Source organism: Curtobacterium sp. PhB191, from assembly GCF_004346515.1.
Lineage (GTDB): Bacteria > Actinomycetota > Actinomycetes > Actinomycetales > Microbacteriaceae > Curtobacterium.
Genome location: NZ_SMBV01000006.1, coordinates 158,302 through 172,237 on the forward strand (window position 1 = coordinate 158,302; position 13,936 = coordinate 172,237).

The 13,936-nt window shown below is 70.2% G+C and carries 11 protein-coding genes; 5 read left to right on the forward strand and 6 right to left on the reverse strand.

Features of this window, described 5'->3' with window-relative positions; genetic code table 11:
- Window positions 1–2,325 carry a bifunctional (p)ppGpp synthetase/guanosine-3',5'-bis(diphosphate) 3'-pyrophosphohydrolase gene (locus EDF48_RS11555; RefSeq protein ID WP_228505676.1) on the forward strand — a complete coding sequence of 775 codons (2,325 nt, stop codon included), beginning with the start codon at window positions 1–3 and terminating at the stop codon, window positions 2,323–2,325.
- Between the two features lie 380 nt (window positions 2,326–2,705).
- On the opposite strand, the gene EDF48_RS11560 is transcribed toward EDF48_RS11555, so the two are convergent.
- From EDF48_RS11560 to deoC, 3 genes are all read right to left on the reverse strand, one after another.
- Complete coding sequence (locus EDF48_RS11560) at window positions 2,706–3,296, reverse strand: type IV toxin-antitoxin system AbiEi family antitoxin (protein WP_207913254.1); 591 nt, start codon at window positions 3,294–3,296, stop codon at window positions 2,706–2,708.
- A 136-nt stretch (window positions 3,297–3,432) separates the two neighbouring features.
- Window positions 3,433–4,386, reverse strand: a complete 954-nt coding sequence (locus EDF48_RS11565) for an ROK family protein (RefSeq protein WP_123294427.1) — start codon at window positions 4,384–4,386, stop codon at window positions 3,433–3,435.
- A gap of 137 nt (window positions 4,387–4,523) precedes the next feature.
- Window positions 4,524–5,255, reverse strand: coding sequence for a deoxyribose-phosphate aldolase (gene deoC / locus EDF48_RS11570; protein ID WP_131880096.1), 732 nt, complete (start codon window positions 5,253–5,255; stop codon window positions 4,524–4,526).
- Between the two features lie 43 nt (window positions 5,256–5,298).
- On the opposite strand from deoC, the gene EDF48_RS11575 reads away from it, so the two are divergent.
- The 4 genes from EDF48_RS11575 (at window position 5,299) to EDF48_RS11590 (ending at window position 9,497) form a co-directional block, all read left to right on the forward strand.
- Window positions 5,299–6,831 carry an SDR family oxidoreductase gene (locus EDF48_RS11575; protein ID WP_123294425.1) on the forward strand — a complete coding sequence of 511 codons (1,533 nt, stop codon included), beginning with the start codon at window positions 5,299–5,301 and terminating at the stop codon, window positions 6,829–6,831.
- On the forward strand, window positions 6,828–7,412 hold the full coding sequence (locus tag EDF48_RS11580) for a GDSL-type esterase/lipase family protein (RefSeq protein ID WP_123294424.1): 585 nt from the start codon (window positions 6,828–6,830) through the stop codon (window positions 7,410–7,412). Before EDF48_RS11575 ends, EDF48_RS11580 begins: the two co-directional genes overlap by 4 nt.
- Window positions 7,412–7,846, forward strand: a complete 435-nt coding sequence (locus EDF48_RS11585) for a DUF6804 family protein (protein WP_207913255.1) — start codon at window positions 7,412–7,414, stop codon at window positions 7,844–7,846. Before EDF48_RS11580 ends, EDF48_RS11585 begins: the two co-directional genes overlap by 1 nt.
- A 97-nt stretch (window positions 7,847–7,943) precedes the next feature.
- Window positions 7,944–9,497 (forward strand): stealth conserved region 3 domain-containing protein, encoded by a 1,554-nt coding sequence (locus EDF48_RS11590; RefSeq protein ID WP_131880098.1) that lies wholly within the window; start codon window positions 7,944–7,946, stop codon window positions 9,495–9,497.
- A 535-nt stretch (window positions 9,498–10,032) separates the two neighbouring features.
- On the opposite strand, the gene EDF48_RS11595 is transcribed toward EDF48_RS11590, so the two are convergent.
- The 3 genes from EDF48_RS11595 to EDF48_RS11605 form a co-directional block, all read right to left on the reverse strand.
- Window positions 10,033–10,992, reverse strand: coding sequence for a phosphodiesterase (locus tag EDF48_RS11595; protein ID WP_131880100.1), 960 nt, complete (start codon window positions 10,990–10,992; stop codon window positions 10,033–10,035).
- A 163-nt stretch (window positions 10,993–11,155) separates the two neighbouring features.
- Window positions 11,156–12,844: a ubiquinol-cytochrome c reductase cytochrome b subunit gene (locus tag EDF48_RS11600; protein WP_131880102.1), complete on the reverse strand. Its 1,689-nt coding sequence runs from the start codon at window positions 12,842–12,844 to the stop codon at window positions 11,156–11,158.
- A complete protein-coding gene (locus tag EDF48_RS11605) occupies window positions 12,844–13,908 on the reverse strand; it encodes a Rieske 2Fe-2S domain-containing protein (protein ID WP_111084029.1) in 1,065 nt (354 codons plus the stop codon). The genes EDF48_RS11600 and EDF48_RS11605 overlap by 1 nt, the downstream gene beginning before the upstream one ends.
- Window positions 13,909–13,936 lie beyond the last annotated feature (28 nt).

Genomic DNA, 13,936 nt, shown 5'->3' on the forward strand with positions numbered 1-13,936 from the left:
ATGACGGACACCCGCGAAGAGCCGTCCGCGCCGAGCCGCCCCGGCTCCGCCCAGCGGCCGACCAGCCCCCTCGGACCGAACACGACGGGCAACCTCGGTTCCCTCCGGTCGCTGCTGCCGCGCCTGTTCTCCCGCGCCCAGCCGGCCGGTGCCGTGGACACCCTGATCCGCACGGTGCGCTCGCACCATCCCAAGGCCGACGTCACGCTCATCGAGCGCGCGTACTCCGTCGCCGAGCGCGCGCACGACGGTCAGAAGCGCAAGTCCGGCGAGCCGTACATCACGCACCCCGTCGCGGTCGCCCAGATCCTGGCCGACCTGGGCATCGGGCCGATCACGATCGCCGCCGCGCTGCTCCACGACACGGTCGAGGACACCGACTACCAGCTCGACCAGCTGCAGGTCGACTTCGGCGACGAGATCGCCATGCTCGTCGACGGCGTCACGAAGCTCGACAAGGTCAAGTACGGCGACAGCGCCCAGGCCGAAACGGTCCGCAAGATGGTCATCGCGATGTCGAAGGACATCCGCGTGCTGGTCATCAAGCTCGCCGACCGGCTGCACAACGCCCGCACCTGGGGCTTCGTCGAGTCCACCTCCGCCACTCGCAAGGCGAAGGAGACGCTCGAGATCTACGCGCCCCTCGCGCACCGGCTCGGCATCCAGATGATCAAGCTCGAGCTCGAGGACCTGTCCTTCGCGGTCCTGCACCCGAAGCTCTACGTCGAGATCGACAGCCTGGTCAAGGAACGGCAGCCGAAGCGCGAGCAGTTCGTCCAGAACGTCATCGGCACGCTCAAGAAGGACCTGAAGGCCGCGAAGGTCCGCGGCGAGGTCATGGGGCGGCCGAAGCAGTACTACTCGATCTACCAGAAGATGATCGTGCGGGGTCGCGAGTTCGACGAGATCTACGACCTCGTCGGCATCCGGGTGCTCGTGCCCACGGTGCGCGACTGCTACGCCATGCTCGGTTCGGTGCACGCGCGGTGGACACCGCTGCCCGGCCGGTTCAAGGACTACATCGCGACGCCGAAGTTCAACCTCTACCAGTCGCTGCACACCAGCGTGCTCGGGCCGCAGGGGCGCCCGGTCGAGATCCAGATCCGCACGCACGAGATGCACCAGCGCGCCGAGTTCGGTGTCGCCGCGCACTGGAAGTACAAGCAGCGTGCCGCCGGCCGAGACGTCGGGACCTCGTCGACCACCGACGACCAGGACATGGCGTGGCTCGCGCACATCACCGACTGGCAGGCCGAGACGAGCGACCCGGGGGAGTTCCTCGACTCGCTCCGCTACGAGATCGGCGCGAAGGAGACCTACGTCTTCACGCCGCAGGGCAAGGTCATCGGCTTGCCCGCCGGCGCCACCCCGGTGGACTTCGCGTACGCCGTGCACACCGAGGTCGGGCACCGCACCATGGGCGCCAAGGTCAACGGTCGCCTCGTCCCGCTCGAGAGCTCGCTGTCGAGTGGCGACGTCGTCGAGATCTTCACGTCGAAGAACCCCGACTCCGGTCCGTCGCAGGACTGGCTGAAGTTCGTCAAGAGCCCGCGGGCGCGCAACAAGATCAAGCAGTGGTTCACCAAGGAGCGCCGCGAAGAGGCGATCGAGCAGGGCCGCGACGCCATCGCCCGGGCCGTGCGCAAGCAGAACCTGCCGCTCCAGCGGATCATGAGCCAGGACACCATCGCCGAGGTCGCCTCGTCGATGCGCTACGACGACGTCTCGGCCCTGTACGCCGCGGTCGGCGAGGGGCACGTCTCGACGCAGTCCGTCATCGAGAAGGTCCTGGGAAGCGTCCAGAGCGACACGGAGACCGACGAGCCGGAGCTCACGTTCCCGCGGCAGGTCACGAGCCGTCAGCTGCGCACGAGCGACAGCGGCGTGCTGGTGCGCGGTGCGCCGGACATCCTGGTGAAGCTCGCGAAGTGCTGCACGCCGGTGCCGGGCGACCAGATCGTCGGGTTCATCACCCGCGGGCAGGGCGTCTCGGTGCACCAGTCGTCGTGCACGAACGTCAAGTCCCTGATGAACGAGCCCGACCGGATGATCGAGGTCGAATGGGCCCCGTCGTCGAAGTCGGTGTTCCTCGTGCAGATCCAGATCGAGGCGCTCGATCGGTCGGGGCTGCTCAGCGACGTCACCCGGGTGCTCACCGACCACCACGTCAACATCCTGTCGGCGACGGTCTCGACCTCGTCCGACCGGTTGGCGCTCAGTCGGTTCGTGTTCGAGATGGGTGACACCATCCACCTCGACCGGGTGCTGAACGCGGTCCGACGCATCGACGCCGTCTACGACGTCTACCGCGTCAGCGCCGGCTGAGCACGGCCACCGCCGCGGCAGTGCCCCGCGCGGCACGACCATCCGTCGGTCGCGACACGTCGCGCGGGCCCCGTCGACCGGTCACAAACCGTCGGCTGCGGCCCCGCCGACCGACAGTTCGCGACCACTCGGCGGACGCGAGCGGGGTGTATTGACCGCTCGCACGCTCCGGACGGGAGGCCCGTGGCGCCCCCGCCCCGCGCCTCCCGCCCGACGTCCGGCCGACGTCCGGCCGACGCCCGACCATCCGCCGGTCGTGACTCGTCGCGCGTGCCCCGTCGACCGGTCACGAACCGTCGGCTGCGGCCCCGCCGTCCGACAGTTCGCGACCACTCGGCGGACGCGAGCGGGGTGTTGTGACCGCTCGCACCCGCGACGCACTACCGGACAGCGCCCCCAGCGCCCCCAGCGGCCCCAGCGGCGTCCTGCAGCCCCCGCAACCGCCGCTCGGCCTGCCGCACCATCGGGATCGTCCCGAGGGCGCTCAGCCGCACCTGCAGTTCGGCCGCGGAGACCGCCCCGATCGCCAGCAGCCCGTGCACGGCCGTCGCCTCGGCCTCCCCGAACGCGCCGGCCGAGAGGCCCGGCATCCGGAGCAGGTCGACCGCGGTCCGCGCCGGCATCGTGACCCGCAGCCCTCCGAGGACGACGCTGTCGTCAGCCTGGATCCGGACCTCCCGCAGGCGCACGTCCGGCCCGACGTGCACTCGGACCTGCGGCGGGATGCAGGCCTCGAGCGGCGCCGGCAGTCTGGACGCCGCACCCCAGATCCACGCGGCCGTCAGGGTGCAGGCGATCAGCCGCCCATCCCGCAGGACCCAGGCGGCAGCGGCGGCACGCAACGACGGCGTCTGCGGCTCGGCAGGGGAGGCCCAGCACGGTCCGACTGGGACGAGTTCGCCGGCGAGGACCGCCGCACGCAGCTCGGGCTCCGGCCAGTCGTCACTGGTCAGCAGTCGCGGGCGGGGCACCCGCACATCCTGCCCGACCTGCGCACGCGACCGACATGCCTGTGGACAAGCCGCGGACCGGCCTGGAGGCCCGTGCGGGCCCGCACCGCGCCTCCAGGCCGTCGCCGGTCACTTCCACGGCGCGGGCCGCTCGCGCTCAGCGCAGGACGTCGGCGCGGTGCACGAGTGCCGCGGCGCCGATGAGCGGGCCGTCCTGCGACAGCGCCGTCGGCACGATGCGTACCTTCGTCACGAACCCGAACTCGACGCGCTCCGCCACCGCTTCGCGTGCGTACTCGAACAGGTCCGGCGTGACGTGGGAGAACCCGCCGCCGATCGCCACGACCTCGAGGTCGACGAGGCTCGTCGCCGCCGCGATCGCCTGCCCGAGCGCCCGGCCGCTGCGCTTGACCGCGGCGACCGCGATCTCGTCGCCGGCCGCGTACGCCGCCGACAGTTCTTCGCCGGTGGACCCGTCGAACCCCTGGCGCTGCGCCCAGGCAACCGTCTTCGGGCCGCTGGCGATCGCCTCCAGGCAGCCGGTGCCGCCGCACGCGCACGGATCGTCGTAGCCGCCACACTCCACGTGCCCGATGTGCCCCGCGTTGCCGGTCGGGCCGCTGACGGTGCGGCCGTGCAGGATGAGGCCACCGCCGACGCCGGTCGACACGATCATGCCCATGACGTGGTCGTACCCCTGGGCCGCACCGACCCAGTGCTCGGCCAGCGTGATCGCCAGGCCGTCCATGCGCAGCGTGACCGGCACGCCCTCGGGCACGAGCGCGGCGATGCGGTCGCGCAGCGGGTGGCCGCGCCACACCGGCATGTTGAGCGGGGAGACGAGGCCGTGCTCCTCGTCGACGGGGCCGGCCGAGCCGACCCCGACGCCGACCAGGGTCGCGTCGGTCGGGACCGTGGCGAGCGCGCTCGTCACGACCTCGTCGACGGCTGCCTGCAGCTCGTCGGACGTGCGCTGCGGCCCGGTGGGGCTGCGGAAGCGCGTGCCCGGCAGGACGACGCCCTGGTCGGTGACGAGCGCGGCCTCGACCTTGGTGCCGCCGAGGTCGACGGCGAGTGCGAGGGCGGGGGACTGGGGTGCGGTGCTGGACATGCGCGCTCCGATGCGGCGGTCTGGAGGCCCGGGGCGGCTCCCGGACGCGGCGTCGCGTCCGGTGGGCCCCGGCCTGGCAGGTGGTGGGTCGGTCGGGTCAGGTCGTCGTGCGGTGGATCAGGTCGTGTCGCGGTGGGTCAGTAGGAGCTGGTGTCGTCGCCCTGCGAAGACGCGGCGCCGGTCTCGACGCGGTGCGCGACCTCGTCGAGGATGCGCGCGGACGCACTCGTGCCGATGCGGTTGGCCCCGGCGTCGACCATCTCGAGCAGGGTGTCGAGCCCGCGGACACCGCCCGAGGCCTTGACGCCCGTGTCGGCTCCGACCGTGCGGCGCATCAGCGCGATGTGCTCGGTCGTCGCCCCGCCGCCGGCGAACCCGGTGGAGGTCTTCACGAACGCGGCACCGGCGGACTGCGCGGCACGCGAGGCTGCGACGATCTCGTCGTCGGTCAGGAACGCGGTCTCGAGGATCACCTTGACGACGGTGGACCCGGCGGCGTCGACGACGGCGCGGACGTCCTGCTCGACGCGCTCCCAGTCGCCGGACTTCGCGGCGCCGATGTTCTGCACCATGTCGAGCTCGAAGGCGCCGTCGGCGAGGGCCTGCAGCGACTCGGCGACCTTGGCCGCGGTGGACGTGGTGCCGTGCGGGAAGCCGATGACCGTCCCGACGCCGACGCCGGTGCCCCGGAGACGCTCGACGGCGTAGGCGACGTCGCTGGGCCGGACGCACACGCTGAAGACCCGGTACGCGGCGGCTTCGTCGAGCTGGGCGTCGACGTCCGAGCGGGTGAGCTCGGGCTTCAGGATCGCGTGGTCGATGAGGCCGCGGACGGCATCGGCGGTGACGGGGAAGGCTGCGTTGTCCACCCGGCAAGCCTACCCGTCAGGCGTGCCGCGTAGCGTTCCGGGCATGCAGGTCCTCGTCACCGGCGCCACCGGGTACATCGGCGGTCGTCTCGTCCCCCGTCTCCTCGAAGCCGGACACTCCGTGCGCGTGTTCGTGCGCAACCCCCGGAAGCTCCAGGACGTCCCGTGGAGCAGCGACGTCGACGTCGCCGAAGGAGACCTGCAGGACGCCGACGCGGTCCGCGCCGCGGTCGACGGCGTCGAGGCCGTGTACTACCTCGCCCACGCGATGGGTGCCGACGGCGACTTCGAGTCCGCGGAACGGCAGGCGGCCGAGACGATGGCGCACGAGGCGAAGCGTGCCGGCGTCAGCCGATTCGTCTACCTGGGCGGCCTGCACCCCGACGGCGACCTGTCGAAGCACCTGCGCAGCCGGAAGGAGGTCGGGGAGATCCTGCTCCACTCCGGCGTGCCGACGATCGCCTACCAGGCCGGCGTCGTCATCGGTTCCGGCAGCACCTCGTTCGAGATGATCCGGCACGTGACCGACGTCCTGCCGTGGATGCCCGCACCGCGGTGGGTGCGCAACCGCATCCAGCCGATCGCCGTGCGCGACGTCCTGTACTACCTGGTCGCGGCGCTCGACGTCCCCGCCGACGTCAACCGCACCTTCGACATCGGCGGGCCGGACGTCCTGCGCTACGGGCAGATGCTCAACGGCTACGCGGTCGAGGCGAAGCTGCGGCAGCGCCCGATCACGGTCCTGCCGGTGCTCACCCCGCGCCTCGCCGCACACTGGTTCAACGCCGTCACCCCGATCCCGCGGAAGCTCGCGACGCCGATCATCGAATCGCTGCAGTTCGAGTGCGTCCAGCGCGAGCACGACATCGACGACGTCGTCCCGCAGCCCGAGGGCGGGCTCACCTCGTACCGCCGCGCGGTCCGACTCGCACTGAACAAGATGCGCTCCGGCGAGGTGCAGACGAGCTGGCGGAGCGCCACCCTGTCGAGCGCCTCGGCCGACCCGATGCCGACCGACCCGGACTGGGCCGGCCACACCGTCTACGTCGACGACCGGAAGCGGCACTCGACCGCCTCGGCGGAGGACGTCTGGCGCGTCGTCGAGTCGATCGGCGGCGAGAACGGCTGGTACTCGTTCCCGCTGGCCTGGGTCGCCCGCGGCTGGATGGACAAGGTCGCCGGCGGCGTCGGGCTCAGCCGTGGTCGTCGTGACCAGGACCGACTCGAGCAGGGCGACGCCCTCGACTGGTGGCGCGTGGAACGCCTCGAGCGCGGTCACTACCTGCGGCTCCGCGCCGAGTTCAAGTCACCCGGGCGCGCCTGGCTCGAGATGACCGTGACCCCGAACCCCGAGGGCGGCAGCGACTACCACCAGCGGGCGATCTACTTCCCGCAGGGCCTGCCCGGACGGCTGTACTGGTACGGGATCCTGCCCTTCCACGGGATCATCTTCCCCGGCATGGTCGAGCGCATCACCGCGGCCGCCGAGCGCGAGTCGGACAACACCGAGTCGACGCAGCGCAACCGGACCCAGCACAATGGGAGTCCGGAACCGGCGAACGAGGAGGCAGCATGACCGAGGAACGCAGTCCCGTCCTGTTCCTGGGGGACAGCATCACGGCCCAGGGGTCGTGGGACAGCTGGCTCCCCGACGAGCAGACCCTGAACCAGGGCATCAGCGGCGACACGACGGACGGCGTGCTCGCACGGCTCGACGCGGTCGTCGCCGAACAGCCCGAGGTGATCGTGCTGCTGATCGGCACGAACGACTTCGGCAACCACCGCGCGAGCGCCGAACACGTCGTCCGCAACGTCGAGACGATCCTCGTCACCCTGCGGCGCGAGCTGCCCGGTGTCCGCCTGCTGCTCGTCTCCGTCCTGCCCCGCCAGGCCGAGTACACGGCGAAGATCGAGGAGGCGAACCGGCACCTGCGGCAGTTCGTCGCGACCTGCCACGCGCAGTACCTCGACGCCTGGCCCGCGCTGGCCGACGGCGACCACCTGGACGACCGCTTCACCGACGACGGCCTGCACCTCACCGACGAGGGCTACCGGGCCTACCTCGGCGAGCTGGTCCCCGCGCTCGAGCGTGTGCGGGGTCTCCCGCCGATGTCCCGGTCCTTCACGGCCATCGACCTCGACGAGGCCCCCGCCTGATGGCTGCCCGCAAGGGACGACCCCCGGTGGGGTCGTCGCAGAACGGCGCGCCCGCCGCACCGGTCCGACCGACCGCGGGGACGACGAACACCCGTGCCACCCCGGGGTTCACCCGGCCGGCACTCGCGCCGTCGCTCATCGCCGCGATCGTCCTGCTCGCCTGCGTCGCGATCATCGACTCGTCCGGCTTCGTCTTCGCCCGCTGGGGCATCACGGTGCTGTCCCTCATCGTGCTCGTCTTCGCGGTGCGCGGGAAGACGTGGTGGGCCGCCGTGCTGATGGCCGCCGTCGCCGTCTGCTGGAACCCACTGGTCACGGTGCCGATCCCCGGCCAGGTGTGGGCCGCGTTGCAGATCCTGGCTGCCGCCCTGTTCATCGTGGTGGGCATCGCCGTCAAGGTGCCGCGCGAGGCGGACGCACCCCGGGCCTCCTGACCGGCTCCGCTGACCGCCTGCGGAACCGACCGGGCGGGCGGACGGTAGGATCGCAGGGTCGGGTACAGGACCCGGCAGCACGACCCGAAGGGCATGGATGAACGACGAGACCGAGCCGGTGACCGAGAGTCCTCTGCTGACCCCTCGACCGTCCTCCGGCGGTCTCGACCGGCCCGACGTCGTCGTCCGCAAGGGGCGACTGACGCTGCTCAACGGCCACCTGACGCCGCAGCAGTCGATGATCGAGGACCTGTTGTTCCTGGACGACGCGCTGACCGAGGCGGACGTCGACCACCTGCTCATCCGCGGCAACGACGAGCGTCCGGTCATCGCGATCGACGAGCGGGACCGGCAGCGTGCCGAGAGCGCCGTCATGGCCGCCGCCGTCAACGAACCGTTCTACGCGAAGCCGCCGGGCGAACCGGCCGTGCTCGTGCAGGACGACGGTCTCGGGCCGGTCGACGAGCCGGTGCTGCGCGTCTTCCGTCCGCGTCTCGAGCCCCTCGGGCGCCTGCGCTACGGCGCCGAGACGAGCGTGCAGCTCGAGTTCTGGCGACTCACCGACACCGAGGTGCTCGCGCCCGTCGAGAACGCGCTGATGCGCCGCAGCCTGCCGGTCGACGAGTTCGTGCTCGTCGACATCGAGCGCTACGGCCGCACCTGGCGCACCGTCGAGCACATGTTCGACGACCACGTCTCCGACATACGGTTCCCGATCGACATCGTCTTCTCGTGGGTCGACGGCAACGCCATCGAGTACCAGCGCGCCCGCCAGGCAGCGCAGGCGACGGCCGTCCTGGGCGAGGGCGACGACGCCCCCGCACGGTTCCGCCAGATCGACGAGCTGAAGTACGCACTCCGCTCGGTGCACACGTTCGCACCGTGGATCCGCCAGATCTACATCGCCACCGATTCACCCGCTCCGCACTGGCTCGCCGACCACCCCAAGGTCCGCATCGTGCGCAGTGAGGAGTTCTTCGCCGACCCGTCCGTGCTGCCGACGCACAACTCGCAGGCCGTCGAGTCGCAGCTGCACCACATCCCGGGCATCAGCGAGCACTTCATCTACTCGAACGACGACATGTTCTTCGGCCGCACCGTCGACCCCTCGGTGTTCTTCAGCCCGGGGTCGGTGTCGAAGTTCATCCTCGCCACCACCCGCATCGGCCTCGGCGTGAACAACGCCGCGCGCAGTGGGTTCGAGAACTCCGCGCGGGTCAACCGTCGCCTGTTGCAGCAGCGGTTCGGTGCGGTCACCACCAGGCACCTCGAGCATGCGCCCACCCCGCTCCGGTCGTCCATCATGACGGAGATGGAGCACGAGTTCGCCGACGAGTTCCGTGCCACGGCGGCGTCGCGCTTCCGTGCTGCCGAGAACATCTCGGTGACCAACTCGCTCTACCACTACTACTCGTTGCTCACGGGTCGGGCGATCACGCAGGAGAACGCCGACGTCCGCTACATCGACACCACGATGCAGTCCGGGCTGCGGTCGCTCGACGAGTTGCTCAAGAAGCGGAACGCGGACTTCTTCTGCCTGAACGACGGCAGTTTCCCGGAGGTCAGCGACGAGGAGCGGACGCAGCGCGTGACCGACTTCCTCGAGCGCTACTTCCCCTTCCCCGCGCCGTGGGAGCGCGACAGCGTCTAGAACGCGCCAGCGTTCTGCTGTCGCGCTCCGGGCGAGCCTGCGAGCCCGGCGCCGAAGCCCAGCCACGCGCTCCGGGCGAGCCCGCGAGCCCGGAGCCGAAGCCCAGCCACGGCTCCGGGCGAGCCTGACCGCCCCGCCCCGCCCCGTCGCCGACCGCCGAGCGGCCGCGGCCTGTCGGCGCCCGCGCCGTCAGGCGACGCGAGCTGACCGCTCGACGCCTGACACGCGGTGCGTGGTGACCCTTCACCGGACAGGAGGGCCGGGACGGCCCCGCCACGCGCCTCCCGACCGCCCCGCCCCGTCGCCGACCGCCGACCGGTCGCGGCCTGTCGGCGCCCACGCCGTCAGACGACGCAAGCTGACCGCTCGACGCACGTCTCGCGGTGGGTGGTGACCGGTGGCCGGACGGGAGGCCCGTAGCGGCCCCGCCACGCGCCTCCCGTCCGCCCCCGCGCACGCCCACCGCACATGGTGAGCACAAATGGTCGGGTCCGCACTGCGGACCCGACCATTGCTGCTCACGAAGTGCGGCGACCTACCGGTGGACGGGGGAGACCGGCACCGAGTCGAGCGTGAAGACCGGGATGCTCGAGGTCACCGGAGCCGGCTCGACCGCGGGCGGGATCGTGACCCCGTGCGCTGCGAGTCGGGCCTCGGTCTCGACGGCCGAAACGGGTTCGCCGACCGTGGAGTAGTGCCCGATCGGGACGACCGAGTGCACGACGTTGTGGCCGTACACGTGCACCAGGTTGAACGACTGCGCGCCGTCCCGCCCACGCGTGCCGCCCTGGAACTCGGTGAGGTCCTGCGTGTAGCACGTGGCACTGGCGACCGACACGGGGATGCCCGCGAAGACCGCGCTGGTCGAGTAGTGCAGGTGTCCGGCGATGATCGACAGGACGTCACTGCCCTCGACGACCTCGGCCAGGGCATGCTGGTCGCGGAGCTCGACGAGGACGGTCAGGTCCTGCACACTCGGCACGGGCGGGTGGTGCATCGCCAGGATGGTGCCGTGCGGCGCAGCCTCGGACAGGACCTCGGCCAGCCAGTCGAGCTGCTCGGGGGAGACCTCGCCGTGGTGGTGGCCCGGGACACTCGTGTCGAGAGTGATCACCCGCAGACCGTTGACGTCGTAGACGAAGTCGACCGGACGGTCGGTGGGGTGCAACCCGAAGAGCTCCTGACGGAACGCGCCGCGCTCGTCGTGGTTGCCCATCGCCCAGATGACCTGGGCACCGATCCGGCGGGCAGCTGGCTCGACGATCTCGCGGACGCGGGCGTAGGCACCCGGTTCGCCCTTGTCGGCCACGTCGCCGGTGACGACGATCGCTTCCGGCCGGGTGCCTGATGCTTCGATGTCCGCGACGATCTCGGTGAGCCGTGCGGCGGAGTCGACCCCGCCGTACAGATCACCGTCGCCGGAGACGAGGTGGGTGTCGCTGAGGTGGAGGAGGAAGTGGTTCGGCCTGGGGTGTTCGGCCGTCCGGCTGTCCATCGGGGTCTCATTCCGTTGGCGGATGCGTGGTGCAACACGTTGCCACACCGTCCTGGATGAGTCCAGCACGTGTCGGTGAACCAGCCGTGAACTGGGGGCGGCGTTTCGCCCATCGCACGAAGAAACCCCCGCCACGTGGTGGCGGGGGTTCCTGTCGTCGTGCTTAGTGCTTTTCCTCGACCTGCGGGGCCTGGTGGCTGCCCTCGAGGTCCGGGCCGTGGTGGGCGGCGTGCGCTGCCTCGAGCTCGGCCTTCGAGACCGGCTCGATGCGGTCTTCGAAGAAGAAGCGGGAGACGCTCGCACGGGCCTTCTGGACCACGGTGATCTGCCCCTTGGCGTTCGGGCGGATCATGAGCGGCTTGTACTCGTTGAACTGCAGCAGCTTCCAGCGCTCGTACTCGTCGAGCTGCTCGTGCACCTCGATGTACTCACCGTGGGGGAGTCGGACGATGCGACCGGACTCGTAGCCGTGCAGGACGATCTCGCGGTCCTTCTTCTGGAGTGCGAGGCACACGCGCTTCGTGATCCAGAAGGCGACGAACGGGCCGAGGACCGTCGTTGCCTGGATCACGTGGATCACGTGTTCGATCGACACCAGGAAGTGGGTCGCGATGATGTCCGACGACGCCGCAGCCCAGAGGCTGGCGTAGAGCGTGATGCCGGCGGCACCGATCGCCGTGCGGGTCGGGGCGTTGCGCGGGCGGTCCAGGATGTGGTGCTCGCGCTTGTCGCCGGTGATCCACGACTCGAGGAACGGGTACAGCAGGATCGCGAGGATGAGCAGCACCAGGACCGCGATGGGCGCCAGGATGTTGAACGACACCGTGTAGCCGAACCACACGACCTCCCAGTGCGGCGGCACCAGACGCAGTGCGCCGTCGGCGAAGCCGATGTACCAGTCGGGCTGGGTACCGGCGGAGACCGGCGAGGGGTCGTACGGGCCGTAGTTCCAGATCGGGTTGATCGTGAACATCGACGCGATGAGGGCGATGATGCCCGCGACGATGAAGAAGAACCCACCAGCCTTGGCGGCGAACGCCGGGAGGATCGGGACACCGACGACGTTGTCGTTGGTCTTGCCCGGGCCGGCGAACTGGGTGTGCTTGTTGATCACGACGAGCACGAGGTGGACACCGAGCACCGCGACGAGGATCGCCGGCAGCAGCAGGATGTGCAGCGTGTAGAGGCGGCCCACGATGTCGGTGCCCGGGAACTCGCCACCGAAGAGCAGGTAGGCGATCCAGACGCCGATCACCGGGACACCCTCGATCATGCCGACGATGATCCGCAGACCGTTTCCGGAGAGCAGGTCGTCGGGGAGCGAGTAGCCGGTGAAGCCCTCACCCATGGCGAGGACCCAGAGCAGGAAGCCGAAGACCCAGTTGAGCTCACGCGGCTTGCGGAAGGCACCGGTGAAGAACACGCGGGCCATGTGCAGCATGATCGACGCCACGAACAGCAGGGCTGCCCAGTGGTGGACCTGGCGGACGAAGAGCCCGCCGCGGATGTCGAACGAGATGTCCAGCGTGGACTGGAGCGCCGTCGACATCTCGACACCCTTGAGCGGGACGTACGAGCCGTTGTAGACGACCTCGGCCATGGAGGCCTGGAAGAAGAACGTCAGGAACGTGCCGGAGAGCAGGACGACGACGAAGCTGTACAGCGCCACCTCGCCGAGCATGAAGCTCCAGTGGTCCGGGAAGATCTTCCGGCCGACTTCCTTGACGAGCCCCGAGATGCTGGTGCGCTCGTCGATGTAGTTGGCGACCCCGCCGATGATGCGGGATCCGCGCTCCGGAGCCGGCTTGTTGGCCGTGCTGCTCGGTGCCGTGGTGGTGGGGGTGCTGGTCATCAGCGTTCACGCTCCCAGAAGGACGGTCCGACCGGCTCGTGGAAGTCGCTCTGGGCAACCAGGTAGCCGTCGTCGTCGATCGCGATCGGAAGTTGGGGGAGGGGGCGTGCGGCCGGACCGAAGATGACCTCGCAGTTGTTCGAGACATCGAAGGTGGACTGGTGGCACGGGCACAGCAGGTGGTGCGTCTGCTGCTCGTAGAGCGCGACCGGGCATCCGACGTGGGTGCAGATCTTGGAGTACGCGACGATGCCGTCGTAGCCCCAGTTCTCGTGGCCCTTGGACGGGTTGAGGTCCTTCGGGTCGAGACGCATGAGGAGGACGGAGGCCTTGGCCTTCTCCTCGAGCATGTGCTCGGAGTCGAGCATGCCGTCCGGGATGACGTGGAACACCGAACCGATGGTCACGTCCGAGGCCTTGATCGGCAGACCCGTCGGGTCCTTCGTCAGGCGCAGGCCCTGCTTCCAGAAGGTGTGGCGCAGGAGCTCGTTCGGGTCCTCGGCCGGAGCGAGGTCGCGGACCAGGACGATGCCCGGCAGCGGGAACGCGGCCAGCGCACCGATCATCGAGTTGCGGATCAGCTTGCGACGGCTGAAGCCGGACTCCTTGTCGGCCAGCTGGAAGGCCTCGACGGCCTTGGCGCGCGTCGCGTCCGTGCCGCGGGTGCCGTGGCGGAGCTCGGTGATCTCGCGGTCGACGACGAGCGACTTCGACCAGTAGACCGCGCCGAGGCCCAGCGCGATGAGCGCGAGGGCAATCGAGAGGCCGAGGAAGAGGTTCGCGGTGCGGACCGTCCCGAAGTCGTTCGAGTCGATCGGGAACGCGACGTAGGCCGCGATCGAGAGGACGCTGCCGACGATCGAGAGGTAGAAGAAGGTCGCGACCTGACGCTCGGCCAGGCGCTGCTTCTTCGGGTCGACGTCGGTGCGGCGCGCGCGGTGCGGCGGCTCACCCGGGTTCTCGAACGGGTCGGTGGGCAGCACCGCGATCCCGGGGGAGGTGGTCGTGCCGTGCTTCTCGACAGCCGAGGACGAGTTCAGCGTCTCGTCGTCGTGCTCTGCCATGGTGTTCCCTTCAGTGTCGTTCGACACG

Excerpts from the sequence above, each read along its gene's own strand:
- EDF48_RS11555 (WP_228505676.1), top strand. The coding sequence starts at position 1 with ATGACGGACACCCGCGAAGAGCCGTCCGCGCCGAGCCGCCCCGGCTCC.
- EDF48_RS11565 (WP_123294427.1), bottom strand. The coding sequence starts at position 4,386 with ATGTCCAGCACCGCACCCCAGTCCCCCGCCCTCGCACTCGCCGTCGAC.
- EDF48_RS11575 (WP_123294425.1), top strand. The coding sequence starts at position 5,299 with ATGCAGGTCCTCGTCACCGGCGCCACCGGGTACATCGGCGGTCGTCTC.
- EDF48_RS11580 (WP_123294424.1), top strand. The coding sequence starts at position 6,828 with ATGACCGAGGAACGCAGTCCCGTCCTGTTCCTGGGGGACAGCATCACG.
- EDF48_RS11585 (WP_207913255.1), top strand. The coding sequence starts at position 7,412 with ATGGCTGCCCGCAAGGGACGACCCCCGGTGGGGTCGTCGCAGAACGGC.
- EDF48_RS11590 (WP_131880098.1), top strand. The coding sequence starts at position 7,944 with ATGAACGACGAGACCGAGCCGGTGACCGAGAGTCCTCTGCTGACCCCT.
- EDF48_RS11595 (WP_131880100.1), bottom strand. The coding sequence starts at position 10,992 with ATGGACAGCCGGACGGCCGAACACCCCAGGCCGAACCACTTCCTCCTC.
- EDF48_RS11600 (WP_131880102.1), bottom strand. The coding sequence starts at position 12,844 with ATGACCAGCACCCCCACCACCACGGCACCGAGCAGCACGGCCAACAAG.
- EDF48_RS11605 (WP_111084029.1), bottom strand. The coding sequence starts at position 13,908 with ATGGCAGAGCACGACGACGAGACGCTGAACTCGTCCTCGGCTGTCGAG.